Here is a 19486-nt window from a genome sequence, read left to right on the forward strand (position 1 = left end):
GAAAAAATTGACGACTTATAAAATTGAAAAATACAGACCAACATTACATTTTGCACCACAGAAAAATTGGATGAATGATCCAAACGGATTAATTTATTTTAAGGGTGAATACCATTTATTCTTTCAGCACAATCCAAATGACAGCATATGGGGTCCTATGCATTGGGGTCATGCTGTCAGTAAAGATATGATTACATGGGAAGAGTTGAATATTGCTTTATATCCAGATGAATTAGGTACCATTTTTTCAGGAAGTGCTGTAATTGATTGGGATAATACTTCAGGCTTTTTCCCTGATGAGCCGGGGATGGTAGCCATTTTCACTCATCATTTGGATGAGACCGAACAGACACGAGCTGTTCAAACACAAAGTCTTGCTTACAGCCATGACCAAGGTAGAACATGGATTAAATATGATGGAAATCCAGTGCTAAAACATGCGACAAAAGTGGATTTTAGAGATCCGAAAGTTTTTTGGCATGATGAAACGCAAAAGTGGATAATGACATTAGCTACAGGGCAAACGGTTACCTTTTATTCTTCTCCTAACTTAATTGATTGGCAGTTTGAAAGTGAGTTTGGTGAAAATATTGGTTCACATGATGGTGTATGGGAATGTCCGGACTTATTTGAATTAACTGTGGAAAACAGCGGAGAGAAGAAATGGGTTTTATTTGTGAGTATTGGGGATGATCCTCGCTTTGATACGGGCTCCCGAACACAGTATTTTATTGGATCTTTTGATGGTTCAACGTTTTCTCCTGAAGGTGATCAAGTTCAATGGCTGGATTTTGGAAAAGATAATTATGCAGGAGTTAGCTTTTCAGATATCACTAAAGAAGATGGTAGGAGAATTTATTTAGGCTGGATGAGCAATTGGAGGTATGCCAACCAAGTACCAACTGAAGGTTGGAGAAGTCAGATGACTTTACCAAGAGTTCTTACATTAAGGAATGTGGAAGATAAACTTTTGGTGGTCCAAAGACCAGTAAGAGAATTGAATCAATATTTTTCTAGAGAGATTGAGATAAATGATGAGTCAATAAAAAGCGAAGAGTCAAAAACGATTAAAATTGATGAGTCAAGTGTAGAGATCTTCTTAAATATTAATAACAATCAAGCAAAACAATTTGGTGTAGTACTGTCACATACACAAACTCAAAAAACGGTGATTACGATAGACTCAAAGACGAATCTATTAACTTTAGATAGAAAGGATTCTGGGGACGTAGCATTCTCAGAGAACTTTCCTAATCTTCAAAAGATGAAAATTCATTCTACAGATCAAGTGAGTTTGCGAATCATTATTGATTCTTCTTCCATTGAAGTATTCGTTAATGATGGTGTTTATGCTTTAACTAGCTTAATTTATCCGGATAAAGCATGTGAACAGATTTCCATTTTCTCGTTTGATGGAGATATAAGGCTAACGAATAGTTATATTTCAGCACTTAATTCGTAAAAATACATTGAAATCGATCTGAGAGGAGGCTGTAACTTGCTTGGTGCAATTGAAGCGGGAGGTACAAAATTTGTCTGTGCTGTTGGAGATATAAATTTTAATATAGTCGATATCGTAGAGATACCGACGGCATTCCCTGCTGAGACAATGAAGGAAGTAAAATCATTCTTTAAACAATACAATATTCAAGCACTGGGAGTAGGTTCATTCGGTCCAGCTAATATTAATCCCCAATCAGCAAATTATGGCTGTATTACAACTACACCGAAAGAACAATGGCAATATTTTAATATCATATCTTCTCTAAAAGATTGTTTTGATGTTCCGATGATTTTTGATACGGATGTAAATATAGCTGCATTGGGGGAAGCGATGTTCGGAGCTGCCCAAAACGTAAATAGCTGCATCTATGTAACTATCGGTACCGGAATTGGTGTAGGTGCAGTTATCAATGGCAAGATGCTACAGGGAATCAGTCATCCTGAAATGGGACATATATGCGTTAAAAGACACCCGAAAGACCCATTTGCAGGAAGTTGTCCATTTCATCGAGATTGTTTAGAAGGGCTAGCTTCCGGTCCTTCTATTGAAAAACGATGGAATCAAAAAGCGGTCTTGCTTGGTAATAAAAGTGAAGTTTGGGATATACAAGGTTATTACATAGCACAAGCATTAATGACATATATCCTAACTCTCTCGCCAGAAAAAATCATTTTAGGGGGAGGGGTAATGAAGCAAAGGCAAGTACTCCCTGTTATCTATAAATACTTGAAAAGTTTTAATAATCATTATTTATCTTTCCCACAGCTGGAAGACCAGATGGAAGATTATATTGTAACACCTGGAGTGGAAGGACTTTCTGCAATAAAGGGAGCATTTTATTTGGCAAAAGACGTATTGGCGAAATAAAGATTACAGTGTTTTTATAGGCCATCTCAGCAACATTCATTAACCTTTTTTAAACTTTGCCTTTGTTTATCTAATATTCAATTATAGGCATAGGGAGTCTCTCTTCTGTCATTGGAGTTTGTTTGGTTACTCACTCATTTGGACATTTAGGAGATACTCTCTTCTTTTATTACTGGAAATAACAGAATTTTTATGGTGCTAATTAATGAAACTAGCAAATATTATTCGTTATTGAATGTGAGGTAGTTCGAACCTATGTCAAAGAGCCAGTAATATGGGTAGTAAATTGTTCTTAACTTCAGTAAACGCCTATAATTTAGGAAAAAGCACTAATAAATATGTTTAAAGGCGTGAGAAAAAAGCAGCGATTTCTCGAGCGAAAAATCATATAATAACAATATTGTTTAAGAACGCCTATTCAAAAAATATCGCAGTATCTTTTGTCTTTTCCCGAAAATATCGTTATAATTTAAGTATACGATAGGAAAGTGGGTGTTCAATATGTATGAGATTCTTTTACAAGATTCATATGCGGAATGGGTTGTGCCGCTAACGATGGCGGTTGTGTGGATTCTTAGTTTGCAGTTTTTTTCCATTGTACATCCTATTTATGATCATAATAAAATGGAGAGCGAACGGCAATCTACTATATTTATCGTACCTACAACACGAAATGAGCATCCACTACGTATAGCTGAACGATTAATTAAAACGGTTAAACGAAAAGAATGCCCTGATGATTCGGAAGGGCCGCATTTTTCTATTTAAAATTCAAAATTTTAAATAGAAGGGTGAATTCATTGAGAAAAAATACATTATTTATTACAATATTAGCCATTACAACAGTTCTGCTAGGCGGTTGCTCTGGCGTTGAAAATCAAACTGGTTTTTTTTATACCACATTGGTCCGTCCTTTTGCTTGGTTGATTCATGAAATTGGTACAATGCTCGGAGGGAATTTTGGATTAGCGTTAATATTGATCACGCTGCTCATTCGCCTCATTTTAATGCCATTTATGCTGAAAACGTATAAAACCCAGCAATTGATGAAGGGTAAAATGGAGAAGCTAAAGCCAGAAATGGAAGAGATTCAAAAACGTTCAAAAGCGGCAAAAACTCCGGAAGAACAAAAAGAAACTCAACAGGAAATGATGCAGTTATATCAAAAGCATCAAGTAAATCCGCTTAATATGGGCTGTCTTCCGATGCTGATTCAAATGCCGATACTCATGGGACTTTATTTTGCAATTCGCAGTTCTACGGAGATTGCCACACATTCATTTTTGTGGTTTGATCTTGGACAGACAGATATTGCGATGACACTTATAGCCGGACTCGTTTATCTTGTCCAGTCGCAGGTATCAATGTCAACAGTTCCGGATGCACAGAAAAAGCAAATGCGTATCTTTATGTATATATCGCCGATCATGATCATGTTTATTTCTTTTTCAGCACCAGCTGCACTGCCATTATATTGGACAGTGGGAGGAGCTTTTTTGATCATTCAAACATGGATTGGACGTCGATACTATCAGCATCATCCAGAAAAAGCAACAGAATAAGAATGAAATGGTAGCCTTTTAGCGAAGGCTATCTTTTTTTGTCAATTTTTATATAAACTTTTCTAAAAGGTGAAACTTTTGTCTCATGAGATACGTTATATTAATGAGAGAAAGAGATATTCTGGTAATTTTCCATCGTTTTCTAAAATTCTATAAGAGCGTCGGGAAATATACCAGAAATAAAAGGTTCTAGGGGGATAAATGTGAAGAAAAAAGTATGGATATGGATCGCGTCTATAGTCGGGGTCCTAGTCATTGCGGGAGCAACGACGTATTGGATATTAGGCAAACAATCGCAAGCAGTAGGAAATGAGGCTCCCGAGATGGGGGTTATGGTTCAAAAAGCATCAGAACAAGAATTAGTTGAGTCCATTCTTGTTACAGGACAAATTGTACCAGAAGGCGAACAAAAACTATTTTTAGAGCCTGAAAAGGGAGAGGTAAGTGAATATAAAGTGGAGGAAAACCAGAAGGTAAAAGCTGGCGATCCACTATTTTTTTATGATTCTTCCAAACTAGAAGTTGAGTTTGGTAGAGCAGTGCGGGAAAGAGATTTAATTAAAAGTAGAGGAAATACAGAATTAAATCAAATTGCTGATATAGGCAAGCGAATTGCGGAAACAAAAAGGAAAATGGGAACTAAAACGGTGGATAAAGAAACTGGAGAAGAAATAGTACTTGCGACGCAAGAAGAAGTGAATGAGCTTGCGAATGAAAAAGTGCAATTAGAGATTCAATATGAAAGTACCAAGTCAGAAATTGCTTCCGCGCAGGAGCAAATTAATGATATAGATTCGCAAATAAAAGAAATGTCGGTAGTTAGTAAAATTGACGGAATAGTAGTGAAAGTAGATAAAAATGTGGCGAAAACTGAAACCGGATCAACTGAACCAGTCATACATATTATTTCAAGCGATCCTTATAAAGTAATCGGTACGATGAGTGAGTTCGATGCAGTAAAAATTAAACCAGAACAGGCAGTTGTGATTCGCCCAAAAGTTTACAAAGAACGCGAGTGGAAAGGTGTCGTTGAATCAGTCTCTCAATTTCCGAATGATGAAAGCGGTGGCGGAGAAGACTTCGGTGGTGGTGGCGGTAATGTAACGATGTATCCATTTAAAGTTGCTATTACCGATGATACTTCAGAATTAAGACAAGGATTTCATGTTTCATTGGAGATCAAAGTTAGCGGGAAAGCTAAATCTCTCGTTGTTCCTCACATGGCATTGGTCGATGAAGACGGGGTAGGGATTGTTTATGTCTTGGTTGATGGTTTATTAGAGAGACGTGAAGTGCAGACGGGTGCTATGAATGATGAGTTCATTGAAATAACAGAAGGTGTGGAATTAAATGAACTTGTTGTGTCAATGCCGGATGAAGGAATGCATGACGGAATGGAAGTGACCTCCTTTGATGAAGTTGAGTGAGATTACGAAAATATATGGGAACGGTTCGTTACAAGTTCCTGTATTGCACGGTATTGATTTAACGATAGAGGATGGAGAATTCGTTGCCATCATGGGTCCTTCAGGATCGGGAAAATCAACGTTGATGAACATCATTGGTTTTTTAGATTACCCCTCAGCAGGTGTATTTGAGTTAAACGGTGATAAAATCGGTTTAGTAAAAGAGAATCGGTTGGCAAAGTTAAGAAATGAACATGTCGGTTTTGTATTTCAGCAATTCTTCCTGCTACCTAGGTTAAACGCGCTAAAAAATGTGGAATCACCGCTCATATATGCAGGTGTTCAAAAACGGGAAAGAACGAAAAGAGCAAAAGAAATGTTAGAAAAAGTAGGTTTAAGCGACAGAATGGGCCATTTGCCAAGTCAATTATCGGGTGGCCAAAAACAACGGGTTGCTATTGCACGTGCACTTGTTAATAATCCGTCGATTATTTTAGCAGATGAGCCAACTGGTGCCCTAGATTCGAAAACGAGTGAACAAATTATGAAGCTATTGGTCCAACTTAACGAAGAAGGAAAGACGGTTATTATCGTTACACATGAAGAGGAAATTGCAGCCTATACAAATAGGATTATTACTTTAAAAGATGGCCTGATCACAGATGACCGGAGGACGACACCATGAGTATATGGGAAAGTTTTAAAATAGCTTTATCCTCCATATGGAATCATAAGGTCCGGTCTATTTTAACAATGCTCGGGATTATTATCGGGGTAGCAGCTGTGATCATTATTGTTGCGATTGGTGAAGGTGCTAAAACACAAATGACCGAAGATATGTTTAGTACCGAAGAAAGTATCATTGAACTTTATTATGAACCATTTCCTTCTGAAGATGGGTCAGAGATGGTGTGGAACGAACCAGAATTAACAAGCGCTGATTTGACGGTTGTTCAGGAGGTGCCGGGCGTTAAAGCTGTAATTGGTACAAATAACGGCTATGGCATGATGGTTCATAATGACAAACAAGGTGATATGCAAATAACTGGCGTAGGTCCAGATTACTTTTCTGGAAGAAAAGTGGAGATTGCGGAAGGACGTGCCCTAAATATTCGGGATGTTGACAGCATGAATCGGGTTGTGATGATAGATACAGTAGCTAGAAAGAAATTCTTTAAAGAGACAGACCAGGTCATTGGCGAGATTGTTGATATTAATGATAATCCTTATAAGATTATTGGTGTATATGAATCAGCCATGCCTGAGATGTATCGTGGTGAAGAAGGTGAATCTCTGATGCCGCGGACACTGATCGCTATGATGTTTGGTGGCATGGAAATTCAACAAATTTCTGTTATTGCTGAATCTGCTGATACACTTGTAGAGACAGGGGCGATGGCTGGAGCGGCACTAACAGAGGAGAAGAAGCTTGAAGATGGTATGTATACTTCATACGATATGGGGGACTGGGAAGCAGAATATACGCAGTTCTTAACGATCATTACATTGGTTATTAGTAGCATCGCCGGTATTTCTCTATTGGTTGGCGGGATTGGCGTTATGAATATTATGCTCGTATCTGTTACTGAGAGAACGAGGGAAATAGGTCTAAGAAAAGCGTTGGGTGCAACAAGAGGAAGAATCTTATTACAATTTTTGATCGAGTCCGTTACATTAACCTCACTAGGGGGATTAATTGGTATCGGTTTAGCTGTACTAGGGACCATTCTTGTTTCACAATTTGCTCCGATTACAGCTGTGATCAGTCCGATCGTTGTGATCATCGGTGTTGGTTTCTCCGCATTTATTGGTATTATTTTCGGGATTCTCCCAGCTAATAAGGCGTCGAAACTTAGTCCGATAGATGCTTTGAGATATGAATAATTAACATATAAAATAACAGTCGCTGCTTCGTGGCGTCTGTTTTTTTGAAAATAATTCATAACATGCATTAAAGTGAAAGTAGCGTAATTATTACCCAAGCTCGTCCAATTAGACAGAAACTATTGCAATAAAATCTGTTGATGGGTCGTAACTGACAATAGATATGCAAATAGTAAATGAAAAAGATTGAAAGTATCTTCTTTTCAAAGGACGGTCACATTTCTGTTAAAATGTATTTAGAGGTGAGGACAGATGAGGTCAGCAGTTCAAATACGTTCGCTTCACGATATGGAAGAAATGAAACAAGTACAAGTTCTTGAGGATTTGGTTTGGACAGGAGATTCGATTCCTACACACCAAACGATTACCGCTATCAAAAATGGTGGTCTGATGTTGGGTGCTTTTATAGAAGGAAAACTAGTCGGATTTAATTATAGTTTTCCGGGATTTCTTAAGGGGAAAATCTATTTATGCTCACATAACATGGGGATTCACCCAGATCATCGTGGAAAAGGGATTGGATCAATGTTAAAAGGTGTTCAAAAAGAAAAAGCAAGTGAAATGGGATATGATCTTATCACATGGACCTTCGATCCGTTAGAAACAAGGAATGCCTACTTGAATTTGTCGAAACTTCGTGCGGTCTGTGATACATATATGGAAAATTGCTATGGGGAAATAAATGATGGGTTAAATAATGGATTGCCCACTGATCGTTTTAAGGTGGAATGGTGGCTCGAGAGTGAACATATTGGGAAATCATTTCAAGCGCAGACGCCAATCGGAATTATTCCCTGGGAAATGACAAATAATGACTTGCCCAAGTTAGGTGATTTCGACAGTCTTTCTGATGAACGGTCTATCCATGTTCCAGTTCCAGTCGATTTTCAAATGTTAAAAAGAAAAGACTCTGGGCTTGCGCTCGATTGGAGAATGAAAACAAGGAAGGTTTTTCAAACCTTTTTTGCAAAAGGATACACAGCTATTGCGCTTGAAAAAACTGAAAATGATCCTGTTCACCATTATGTGCTCGTGAAAAGGTCATCAGTACATATCGATTGAGCTTCTAAATCAGTGTTGGATAGGCAGATATAGGAGCTAACTACATAACATTAACATTAAAATTATATGAAAAGGTGAATGAAATGATCATTAAAGAAGTGATTGTACGCCAGTTAAAAATGAAAATGAAATTTGATTTTACAACGAGCTTTGGAACGATTAAAGATAAAGAATTTCTGTTAGTACAAGTAATAGATGAGCATGGTAACAGCGGTTGGGGAGAGTCCGGTGCTTTCCATGCGCCGTGGTATAACGAGGAAACGATTAAGACGAATCGACATATGCTAGAGGATTTTCTGATCCCATCTTTACTGAATAAAAACATTGAACATCCTGATGAAGTTTCCGTGATTCTCTCAGATTTTCGTAGAAATTATATGGCGAAAGCTGCCATAGAAACGGCCGTATGGGATCTATACGCCCGCAACAAAGGGGTGCCTCTTGCTACAGCGCTTGGAGGTACAAAGGGAAAAATTGAAGTTGGCATCAGCATTGGTATTCAAGATACAGTCGCCGATCTACTGCGCATCATTGATGGTCATGTGAACGAAGGCTATAAACGCATGAAAGTGAAAATAAAACCAGGATGGGACATCGATGTCATTCGCCAAATTAGACAACAATTTCCTGACGTTCCGCTCATGGCCGATGCTAACTCAGCGTATACACTTAACGATATCGAGCTTTTAAAAGGATTAGACGAGTTCAATTTAATGATGATTGAGCAGCCCTTGGCGGAAGACGATATCATTGATCACGCTAAGCTTCAGAAGGAGATTGCGACTCCTATTTGTTTAGATGAAAGTATTCATTCCTATGAGGATACGCGGAAGGCAATTGAATTAGGTAGTTGTAAAATTATCAATATCAAAATTGGCCGTGTTGGCGGGCTCACTGAATCGAAACGAATCCACGATCTTTGTCAAAAGCATGATATCGCTGTATGGTGTGGCGGCATGCTCGAAGCTGGGGTTGGAAGAGCACATAATATTGCATTGACTACATTAGGCAACTTTATTTTACCGGGTGATACAGCAGGATCTTCGCGATATTGGGAGAAGGATATTATCGATCCAGAGGTTATCGTAAAAGATGGCTATATTGAAGTTCCTCACGGGTCAGGAATAGGATATGAACCGAATTTGGACTTAATAAGACAGTTTACTGTCAATGAAAAAAACTTTTCCTAGGTTGTCAAGAAAAAAAGAAAAGCTAACACAAAGTTAAAAGGAAAATAAATAAGTTCAATTATTATTTCAACAACATGAGGACAAAAAATGAAACGAAAATGGAAAAATAGGCTAATCCTTATATTCATAACGCTTTTGGTACTAGGTGCAATACTAACAGGTGGAAAAATTGGATTAGATTTCCTGTTCGGTGGCATGTGTGAAAACGAGATTATCCAACAAAGCAACTCGCAAAGTGAGAAGAAAACAGCTTATATTTTCATAAGAGATTGTGGGGCAACGACAGGTTATTCCTATCATTTATCGATTCTTAACCAAAATAAAGAATTAAAAAATAAATCGGGTAATACCTTTGTTTCGGATCAAGAATTCTCCATAGAGTGGCAAAGTAATAAGTCATTAAAGATATATTATAACGATAGCGTCAATACGTATGAGATGGATAAACGAGTAAATGGCGTAAAAGTTGAATATATAGGAGATTAATAAAAACATCGACTGCTATGTCGATGTTTTTCATTCCGAGCTTATTTCCCATTCTGCGACCAATGAGCTCCTTTATCCATATGTACGAACGGAATATCTGTATCAACCTCACCTGTAATCCGTCCAATATCTACATCTTTCCCAGCTAACCAATCTGCGAAATAAAAGGAGGTAGGCTCTTGATTATCGCCTAAGGCAATCCATGCCTTCATGTCTCTTGGAAGATAAGCTGATGTATGTATCGTTCCAGCCCAACTCCCGTATAATTTTGAAAATACCCCTTTATCTACATCGTTCATCAACCGAAAAGCATCGTAGGATCTTGAAATATGCTCCTGTTGGTCTTGCATTGCTGTTAATCTGCGCTCCGAATCAATAAGGTGATTCCGATTTTCATGCTTCATTATTTCAAAGTGATTGGTACAAAATTTAGATTGGCGCACTTTCACGTCGCGTGGAGATGTTTCCACAATATAGGTCTCACCACTCTGATCATAGACAACATAGCTAAAGGAATGACGATGTGGAATTTCCCGCAACATTGCGACAGCTTCTTTCACATTTGCACATGCTTCTATAATCATTCTACCAATCATACAACAGATGAACCCATCACCTGGTTTTTTGCGGTGCATAAAATTATATCCGATTGCGAGCCCTTTTTCGTTCATTCCATCCATACGTCCAGTCACTCTTTGACTTGGACCGATCGTGGCATAACCTTGATCCGTTGGCTGATAAAGTACGTAGCGGCCTTCATATGTCTTAGGGTGATAATCATAATTCCGAATTAAATAATGATCACCTGTCATAATCGAACAACCTGAACGAACATAATCTAAACGATAACCACCAAATTCCATTAATACACGTTCCATCGGCCATTCTAATGCTGCTTGCAATCCCAGTAATTCATCCCATATACCAGGCGCAAAGGGAAGAATAGCTTGTTTGACTTCCTCCACTTCTACAGTAAACCGAGGTTTACGCACTTTCCACTGTTTTTCGCGGTTCTTCACAGTCAAAGAATCTTTTACTATTTCACCTTGCATATATCCAAAATCATAATGTGTACCACGAAATTGAATCACATCACTGTAAACCTTTTTCATTTAACATCCTTCTTTCTACATATATACTTATATATATTCTTCCACATACTCCTCATAATCTAACACTTTCGGGTTTATTCACGTATCAATACAGGAATAAACTTTATATAGGGGTGTATGACAAATGGAGATATTTACGATCGGTCATTCTACTCATTCCAAAGAGAGGCGTTTAGTTCCATGCTTAAAGCCTACGACATACAGTTATTAGCGGATGTACGAGCATTCCTAGGCAGTAGAAAGTTCCCGCAATTTTCTCAAGATCATATGCCATATTGGTTGCAAGCAGAAAATATTGGCTATCAGCATTTTAAAAAACTCGGAGGGAGGAGACCGAAGTCGAAAGAGGTAGACCCTTCATTAAATGGAGGTTGGAGAAATAGATCATTTCACAATTATGCTGACTATACATTATCAGATTCCTTTGCAGAAGGTATAGAAAAATTGATCGAGGAAGCTAGCAATAAACCTGTTGCCTATTGTTGTGCTGAGCGTCATCCGGTAAGATGTCACCGTCTGTTAATTAGTAATTGGTTTACAGCTAATGGATGGAATGCTAGCCATATTATCGATGGGCCTAAAGGGAAAATCGATGTGGTGAAACATGAACTAGGACAATGGGGTGCAGCACCACTCGTTCAGAAAAATAGGGTTATCTATCCAAAAATAAATTAAGGTCAGGTTCAACTGAACCTGACCTCTCACATTATATAAGTAGATGGAATAATCTACTATCTTTATTAACCTCAGTATACGAGAAGCCTTTTTGACTCATTCGCTCAACCAAGCCATCATAATCTTCTTTTCTTTTCAATTCAATCCCGACAAGTCCTGGACCGCTTTCTTTATTGTTCTTTTTCGTATATTCAAACGTAGTGATGTCATCATCAGGTCCGAGTACATCATCTAAAAATTCCCGCAATGCTCCGGAACGTTGTGGGAAATTGACGATGAAATAATACAGTAACCCTTCGTAAATCATCGACTTTTCTTTGATTTCCTGCATCCGGCCAATGTCATTATTTCCACCGCTGATGACACAAACGACAGACTTGCCTTTAATTTCGTCTTTATAAAAGTCAAGGGCAGCGATCGGCAGAGCACCTGCTGGTTCTGCAATGATAGCATGCTTATTATATAAATCTAAGATAGTTGTACATACTTTACCTTCTGGAACAAGCACAATATCATCTAAATATTTACGGCAAATATCATAATTGTTTTGGCCAACACACTTCACAGCTGCACCATCAACAAATTTATCAATCGCATCTAAAGCAAATACCCCTTTATTTTCAAATGCTGCTTTCATACTGCCAGCACCTGCTGGTTCCACACCAATCATACGTGTATGTGGGGAGACATTTTTAATATACGTGCTAATTCCAGACATGAGGCCGCCGCCGCCAATACTACCGAACACGAAATCAAGTGGTTCCTCTGTATCATTCATAATTTCCACCGCAACCGTACCTTGACCAGCGATGACATCTTGATCATCAAATGGATGAATAAAGATTCTACCTTCGCTTTCAGCACAGGCTGTCGCACTAATAGACGCATCATCAAAAGTATCACCAATTAAAACGATATCCACTTGATCTTTACCAAACATTTTTACTTGGTCTATTTTTTGTCTCGGAGTTGTTTGTGGCATGAAAATTTTCCCGTTAATTCCTAAATGGGCACAAGCAAATGCGACACCTTGCGCATGATTACCTGCACTCGCGCAAATAACACCTTTTTCAAGCGCCTCTTTTTCAATCATTTTTATTTTATAAAATGCCCCACGTAATTTAAAAGAACGTACATGTTGCAAATCTTCTCTTTTTACATAAATATGACAACCATATTGTTCAGATAATCGTTCATTTTTTTGCAAAGGTGTATGTACCACCAGATCTTTTAAACATTGATACGCAATTAAAATATCCTCTACATGCACAGTTTTTGTTTGCTCCTTTGTTTGATTCATGGCGTTAATCACTACCTCCGCTCTCTTATAAACATTTCTACATTATAACATGAAAGGAAGACAAACATCAAAGGAATATTCAAAATATTTGGTGGTAATATGGTTACCTTTAGATCTAAACGTACGTTATTAGCTATTTCGCCGAAAATAAGCTTGCATATGTAACGAAAGATTCAATTTTCAAGTGCAATATGACCACTGCGGTTCGGAGAAATCTTGTGAGGGAGAATACACAGTTATTGTCTTAAAAATAGAAGACTTTTAATAGAATTAATGGTGAAATAATTGTTGCGGAAAAAATAAGACTATAATATAATCACAGGTATAAGAATATTAAGACTAATAGAAACTCTGTTTTAAATAGTTATTTTCAGCAGTGGAGAAAATAAAGAAGAAGTATTTCTTTATTACTAAAACGCTCGTTGATTTGGTAGTAATTATTAACATGGTGTTAATAATTTATGAGATTGCTGTTTCATATCAATAATGGAGTAGATAAAACATAAAAAGGAGTGGGGAATAATGAAATTAGGATTAAGTACATATAGTTTGGTGAGAGAATTGAGAGATGAAAAAATGACAGTGTTGGATGTCATTCAATGGATTGCGGACAATGGTGGGGAACATATGGAGATTGTCCCATATGGTTTTACTGTCGTAGATAATGAAGAATTGGCTGACCAAATTAAGGAGAAGGCTGCCGAAGTCGGGATTGAATTATCTGCCTACTCATTGCCGGCCAATTTCGTTCAGGAGACAGAAGAAGCATTCTTAGAGGAAGTGGAGCGTCTTAAAAAGCATGTAGATATTGTGAACCGAATGGGTATAAAAATTATGCGCCATGATGTAACAGCGTTTACACTACCGCCGGAGGATAGGACGATTCACTATTTTGATAAGCATTTTTCGAAATTGGTTAGAGGTAGTCAATTGCTTGCTGATTATGCAGTGCAATTCGGCATTACGACTACGATCGAGAACCATGGCTTTAATGTACAAACGAGTGACCGTGTACAACGTGTTATTCATGCTGTAGATCGCGAAAACTTCAAAACGACATTGGATGTGGGGAATTTCCTTTGTATCGACGAAGAGCCACTAGTTGGAGTTAAAAAGAATCTTAAATATGCAGCAACGGTTCATTTTAAAGATTTTTATATTCGCCCGTATTATGAGAATCCAGGTGGCGGTGATTGGTTCCGTACGGTGAATGATAACTATTTGCGTGGAGCTATTGTTGGACATGGAGATATTAATATTCGTGAAATTGTAAAGCTGGTGAAAAACTCTGGATATGATGGTTATTTAACTGTGGAATTCGAAGGAATGGAAGAGTGCAAACTCGGTTCAAAAATAGGTATGGATAATGTAAGAAGATTTTGGCATGAAGTATAATTCCATTTAACATGGGATAGTTGTTTAGTATTGCGCTGAATAATGAAAGCTTGAACTCGCTTAATCAATTCCCTTAACAGCGAAGCGTTTATGATTGAAACCGTGCAATTACTTCATCTCACACTATAGTGTACTTAGGTATTTTCAGCTGATAAAGGGATGATACTTTTATCGAAAAGAATTGGCATTCATTTGGATTTAACTTATTATAAGAATGCTGGGAATTTGTGTGATTTTGATCAAATGATTCTTGAGGGAACTTGATTAGGAGCGAGCTTAAAATGGAAAAGCAAGACCAAGTTTTAATGAAAAAGCAAAATAAAAACCTTGTTCTAGATATTGTTAAACAGAAAGCGCCGATATCTAGAATCAGTATCGCTAAGGCAACTGGTATGAGTCCGACCTCGATAACGAGAATTGTCAATGAGTTATCTGAGCAGGGATTCGTGAGAGAGACGACACTTGTAACTTCTGGCGTCGGTAGAAGAGCAACATTACTAGATGTAGATAAAGATGTTTTATATACAATAGGTGTAGAATTAGATAAATCTCTTATAAAAATAGGTATCGTTAACTATGTTGGTGAGATTGTAGTGATCCAAAGCTTAAAACATGAAAACATAGAGACATATGAAGAAACCCTACATAAATTGTCTCAGAATATAATGGGGCTTATTGATAATTATGCAATTCGACCTCAGAAAGTAATTGGAATAGCAGTGGGATTACCAGGGTTCATTGATTATAAAAATGGCATAGTCAAAATATCTGACCAACTTAAATGGAAGGATGTACACTTTGCTGAGGACTTAAAAAAACTTACCTCAATAGATGTCATTATTGATAATGAATTGAAGATGAAGGTAGTTGCGGAGAGTACCGTTGGTAAGGCAATGAATTCGCAGAACGCTATACTATTAGGGATCGGTTCTGGAATTGGTACTGCAATTATACTTAATGGAGAAATTGTTCGTGGAGAGTCAAACAATGCAGGGGAGATTGGGCACACTATCGTTGACCCTACAGGCAATGTTTGCAATTGCGGTAAGATTGGTTGTCTTGCTACATATATATCAGAAGGCGCTATTTTGGCTGATAGTAAAAAAGTAAAAGAAATAGATTCTATTCAGGATGTGTTCAGTTCATATCGGAAAAAGGAAGCATGGGCGCTTAATATCCTCGATAGGGCAGCAACATATTTATCAGTCGCGATTAGCAATATATTATGTCTCTATAATCCCGAAGTCATTGTCCTGAGTGGCGATACGATCGAGAATTTACCGGAAATGAAGGAAATGATCGAACAGAAATGTGAATTATATATTTGGGAACCACTGAAAGATAGTGCAAGAATCGTATATTCTGATTTAGGTGAAAGTGGAGTAGTGTTAGGTGCGGCTATCCAAGCACAAAATAAGTTATTAAATTTAAAATAGAAATTTTTCATGAAAAGGAAGTAATGTAAAGTGGAGCTTCAATCATTAATTGCAGAAAACAGGAATGGGATAGTTGAGAATATTCATCATGGATTAATTTGTGGTGTAAATGATCAGTTGCAACCAATCTATCATGTTGGAAATGAAGATCAATATGTATACTTTCGTTCGGCAGCAAAGCCTATTCAAGCAATTCCTTTATTTTTAACAAAGATTATATCTAAATATAATCTAACAGATGAAGAGGCAGCATTATTTACCGCCTCTCAAAGAGGGGAATCCTATCATATCTCCGGTTTAGAATCTTTATTAAAAAAGCTGCCTGTAAAAGAAGAAGAGTTATTTTGCGCGGCAGCCCTTCCCTTAAACGAAGGACCTAAAGAGGAAATGCTCCGAAATAATAAGGTGAAAAGAAGACTTTATCATAATTGTGCAGGTAAGCATTTAGGATTTTTAACAGTATGCCATGAACTCGGTTATCCTAAAGAAGGATATTGGGAATTAGATCATCCCTTACAGCAACATATCATTGAAGTTCTTTCCATGTTAGCTGAAGTCCCAGTATCAAAGATCAAAACGGGAATTGATGGCTGTGGTGTGCCGGTTTTCGCAATCCCATTAAAAAATATGGCGATCACCTATTTAAAATTAGCCTGTCCCGACTTAATTGCGGATGAACAAATAAAGCAAGCTGTAATAAAGATGTCCCAAATCATGAATGATCATTCTAACATCGTTGCATCAGAGGATTTTATCTGTTCCATCTTATTAAAGGACAATAATATCATCGCTAAAGGTGGTGCGCAGGGTGTTTACTGCTTCGGCTTGAAAAAGGAAAGAATCGCATTCGCATTAAAAGTACTAAGTGGTTCTGAAGCTGTATGGCCGAATGTGATAGCATCCATTCTCGAACAAATCGACTATAGTAATAAACAAACAATCGAGGCTATAAAGGCATTAAGACCAGCTGTAGTTAAAAATGACGCAGGTGTTGTAGTGGGAGAAATTGAGACGACATTTTTGTTGTAATCAGCTTTTGAATAAGCTAGTAGTGAGAAACTGAATAAGTATATTCGACAAGATGCCTGCCAATCAAGATAGATATTATCATTGAGGCAGGCGTTTTTTTACATATAAATATATTAAGCTGGCCTTCGATTCTGCCAATTAAACAGTAGTATCTATTTGTATAATCATTACAAAAAACAGTTGCTCCAGTTTTAGGTTAAGTAACAGAAGCCACTTTCCCTCGGTCTGGTTCCTAATAGGGATTCGCTGGTCTAACTAGTGAAGTTGTTTTATAGTAGAATTGACAGGAAATTCTTAACTAGTACCATGATGAATTATTAAATCAATGCTAGGGATATAATAAAATAATTACGCCATATTTGAAAAGGAAAGGGATATCCTATGAAAAAACATGGGAAGACAGAAGGGAATGCATCGTTGAACAAGCAAGAAATCATTGAAGATGGTCATAAGTTGAGAGATATATTACTTGATGCAATTGAACACGGGGATATAGATGCGGTAAATCAAAGTATGTCGAAGATGGGAGAAATTATGAGCGACGATTCCTTTGATTTATTGAAAAGAAGTCCAGGAAATAAACTGCGATCTTATAAAAATTTCATGTTATCCCATAACACTCTTTATGGTCACTACGCAGGAAAAGGCGGCTTAAGTGCTGTGCAGTCTCATTATATGACAGAAAAGTATGCCATCCTTATTGAGCATAGTGATACAATATCGCAACTTGAACAAATTCATATGAATTTGTTAAACGATTATTCTGATCCAACAATTCGATTTAAGTATAATGAGAACGCTACGATTGTAGTGAAAGCGGAGAATTATATTGCCATGAACTTTGCTGAAGATATTTCAATTGAGGACATCGCTCAAAAAATACATGTCCATCCATCCCACTTAATGCGCTCGTTTAAGAAAGAAAAAGGGATAACGATTAGTCATTTTCGAAATCAAAGAAGAATAAAGGAGGCAAAAGAACTCCTTGCCTATTCAAGTCTTTCAATGACTGATATTGCTTTCATTGTCGGTTTTACCAGCTCCCAGTATTTTTCTAGGATTTTCAAGAAAGAAGAAGGGATGACACCAATTGAGTTTAAAAGAAATAATTAAAAAGTTTTCTTGTTCAGCAATAAGTGAATTAGGAGGCTTTTTTATTTTGTTTGCAATTCAATTCTACAGCATTTACTCTAAATGCAATTATAGTACAAAAAATTGCTATATTACTGCAAAATTATTAGGGGAATCGATTGTATAATTGTTTTTAGATACTTAAATATAGCGCTTACAGTATTCGAAGGGCGACTTATTAAGGGTAAATTGATATTGAAAAAATTAGTTAGGATCGATGCGTAATAATTAATTTGTTGGGTAACCAAATTTTGGAATAGAAAGTGAACTCATAAGGAGAAAAATGAGAGGAAGAGTCTCACTTGAGGTTTTCTGATGTAGTAAGCAAGCAGTCGAATAATTACTATTTTGCTGTAATTGTAAGCGGTAGCTTTCGAAAAAAGATCAGGAGGAATTTATATGACAATGAATCCAATTCTTAGGAAAATGGGGTTTTCAGAGAATGATAAGGTATTAATTGTACATGCCGATGATGTGGGGATCACTCAGTCATCCGTTGATGCCTTTTTAGAATTACTTGATTTTGGAACAATCTCTTGTGGGTCTACAATGGTTCCTTGTCCATGGTTCCCAGAAGTAGCGAGGAAATTTAGGGAAAGTCCAGAATTAGATCTGGGGCTTCACTTGACCTTAAATTGCGAATATGAAACCTATCGATGGCGGCCAATTTCTACAACAAGTCAGGAATCAGGAATGATCGACGAAAATGGTTATTTTAAGCAAGATAAACTAGAAGTAATGGAAACTGCTGACCCGAAAAGTATTGAACAAGAGATTGAAGCACAGTTAAAAGTAGCGCTTAATTTAGGAGTGAAACCGACCCATGTCGATTCACATTCTGGCACACTTTGGTCGGCTAAATTCATGGATTCATATATTAACTTTTATAAGAATCATCAAGTTTTACCTGTTGTGTTTAATCCTAGCGATAATAAGGATCCTATCATGCAAAGCGTGATGAATACTTTTAATGTTTCATCTGAAAAAGTAAATGATTTTGCTGCAACAGGTCTGCCTGTTGTTGATAGTATTTCAGGTCTTCCAGTTGAGCATACGTATGATTTAAATGATCGTCTAGATTTAGCAAAACTTATATTAGATGGTGTACAACCAGGTATGCTGACACATTTTGCCTTCCATCCGATGAAAGATACGCCTGAATCACGTGGCTTATTACGCTACTCTGATGGACGAATTGGAGATTATGAGGTCTTTATGCAGAAAAAATTGAAAAACCATTTAAAAGATAGCGGAATTCAGCTTATAGGATATAAAGACATTATCAAATACATCGACGTCCATTCGTTAGTTTAAAAGTGTTTAAGGGATGGATTAGGGCACAAAAAACAATATAAAACAACGAATTGTAAGATGAGGTTGATGTGAAAAGGGTGGCAATGTATTTATATTATTTTTTAACATTATTGCAAGCGTATTCACAGAGCCA

The 19486-nt window shown here is 37.2% G+C and carries 18 protein-coding genes; 16 read left to right on the forward strand and 2 right to left on the reverse strand.

Annotated elements, in window-relative coordinates; translation table 11 throughout:
- Positions 1 to 7: 7 nt before the first annotated feature.
- The 10 genes from MHB53_RS18370 (at position 8) to MHB53_RS18415 (ending at position 9961) form a co-directional block, all read left to right on the forward strand.
- Entirely contained in the window at positions 8 to 1462 is a 1455-nt protein-coding gene (locus MHB53_RS18370) for a glycoside hydrolase family 32 protein (protein ID WP_340921090.1), read from the forward strand.
- 36 nt (positions 1463 to 1498) lie between these two features.
- Positions 1499 to 2371, forward strand: a complete 873-nt coding sequence (locus tag MHB53_RS18375; RefSeq protein ID WP_340921092.1) for an ROK family protein — start codon at positions 1499 to 1501, stop codon at positions 2369 to 2371.
- Positions 2372 to 2872: 501 nt separating this feature from the next.
- Positions 2873 to 3139: a hypothetical protein gene (locus MHB53_RS18380; RefSeq protein ID WP_340921094.1), complete on the forward strand. Its 267-nt coding sequence runs from the start codon at positions 2873 to 2875 to the stop codon at positions 3137 to 3139.
- Between the two features lie 32 nt (positions 3140 to 3171).
- Complete coding sequence (yidC, locus tag MHB53_RS18385) at positions 3172 to 3933, forward strand: membrane protein insertase YidC (protein ID WP_340921097.1); 762 nt, start codon at positions 3172 to 3174, stop codon at positions 3931 to 3933.
- 203 nt (positions 3934 to 4136) lie between these two features.
- Complete coding sequence (locus MHB53_RS18390) at positions 4137 to 5360, forward strand: efflux RND transporter periplasmic adaptor subunit (protein ID WP_340921099.1); 1224 nt, start codon at positions 4137 to 4139, stop codon at positions 5358 to 5360.
- Entirely contained in the window at positions 5344 to 6024 is a 681-nt protein-coding gene (locus tag MHB53_RS18395) for an ABC transporter ATP-binding protein (protein WP_340921102.1), read from the forward strand. The genes MHB53_RS18390 and MHB53_RS18395 overlap by 17 nt, the downstream gene beginning before the upstream one ends.
- Positions 6021 to 7223 (forward strand): ABC transporter permease, encoded by a 1203-nt coding sequence (locus tag MHB53_RS18400; RefSeq protein ID WP_340921104.1) that lies wholly within the window; start codon positions 6021 to 6023, stop codon positions 7221 to 7223. The genes MHB53_RS18395 and MHB53_RS18400 overlap by 4 nt, the downstream gene beginning before the upstream one ends.
- 252 nt (positions 7224 to 7475) lie before the next feature.
- On the forward strand, positions 7476 to 8285 hold the full coding sequence (locus tag MHB53_RS18405; protein ID WP_340921107.1) for a GNAT family N-acetyltransferase: 810 nt from the start codon (positions 7476 to 7478) through the stop codon (positions 8283 to 8285).
- Between the two features lie 83 nt (positions 8286 to 8368).
- Positions 8369 to 9475, forward strand: coding sequence for an o-succinylbenzoate synthase (gene menC, locus MHB53_RS18410; protein ID WP_340921109.1), 1107 nt, complete (start codon positions 8369 to 8371; stop codon positions 9473 to 9475).
- Positions 9476 to 9562: 87 nt separating this feature from the next.
- The gene (locus MHB53_RS18415; protein WP_340921112.1) at positions 9563 to 9961 is read left to right on the forward strand and encodes a hypothetical protein; all 399 of its coding nucleotides are present in this window, start codon (positions 9563 to 9565) and stop codon (positions 9959 to 9961) included.
- Positions 9962 to 10002: 41 nt separating this feature from the next.
- Here the strand turns inward: MHB53_RS18415 and MHB53_RS18420 are convergent, their stop codons facing one another.
- Entirely contained in the window at positions 10003 to 11073 is a 1071-nt protein-coding gene (locus tag MHB53_RS18420) for a C45 family peptidase (protein ID WP_340921116.1), read from the reverse strand.
- Positions 11074 to 11190: 117 nt separating this feature from the next.
- Here MHB53_RS18420 and MHB53_RS18425 point away from each other — a divergent pair, with 117 nt between their 5' ends.
- Complete coding sequence (locus MHB53_RS18425) at positions 11191 to 11748, forward strand: DUF488 domain-containing protein (RefSeq protein ID WP_340921119.1); 558 nt, start codon at positions 11191 to 11193, stop codon at positions 11746 to 11748.
- Positions 11749 to 11779: 31 nt separating this feature from the next.
- On the opposite strand, the gene ilvA is transcribed toward MHB53_RS18425, so the two are convergent.
- Complete coding sequence (gene ilvA / locus MHB53_RS18430; RefSeq protein WP_340921121.1) at positions 11780 to 13048, reverse strand: threonine ammonia-lyase IlvA; 1269 nt, start codon at positions 13046 to 13048, stop codon at positions 11780 to 11782.
- A 522-nt stretch (positions 13049 to 13570) separates the two neighbouring features.
- On the opposite strand from ilvA, the gene MHB53_RS18435 reads away from it, so the two are divergent.
- The 5 genes from MHB53_RS18435 (at position 13571) to MHB53_RS18455 (ending at position 19353) form a co-directional block, all read left to right on the forward strand.
- Entirely contained in the window at positions 13571 to 14443 is an 873-nt protein-coding gene (locus tag MHB53_RS18435) for a sugar phosphate isomerase/epimerase family protein (RefSeq protein ID WP_340921124.1), read from the forward strand.
- Positions 14444 to 14724: 281 nt separating this feature from the next.
- Positions 14725 to 15879 carry an ROK family transcriptional regulator gene (locus MHB53_RS18440; protein WP_340921127.1) on the forward strand — a complete coding sequence of 385 codons (1155 nt, stop codon included), beginning with the start codon at positions 14725 to 14727 and terminating at the stop codon, positions 15877 to 15879.
- Positions 15880 to 15909: 30 nt separating this feature from the next.
- Entirely contained in the window at positions 15910 to 16908 is a 999-nt protein-coding gene (locus MHB53_RS18445; RefSeq protein WP_340921129.1) for an asparaginase, read from the forward strand.
- Positions 16909 to 17289: 381 nt separating this feature from the next.
- A complete protein-coding gene (locus tag MHB53_RS18450) occupies positions 17290 to 18021 on the forward strand; it encodes a helix-turn-helix transcriptional regulator (protein WP_340921134.1) in 732 nt (243 codons plus the stop codon).
- 417 nt (positions 18022 to 18438) lie between these two features.
- The gene (locus MHB53_RS18455; RefSeq protein ID WP_340921136.1) at positions 18439 to 19353 is read left to right on the forward strand and encodes a polysaccharide deacetylase family protein; all 915 of its coding nucleotides are present in this window, start codon (positions 18439 to 18441) and stop codon (positions 19351 to 19353) included.
- Positions 19354 to 19486 lie beyond the last annotated feature (133 nt).

The organism is Bacillus sp. FSL K6-3431 (genome assembly GCF_038002605.1).
Taxonomy (GTDB): domain Bacteria; phylum Bacillota; class Bacilli; order Bacillales; family Bacillaceae_C; genus Lederbergia.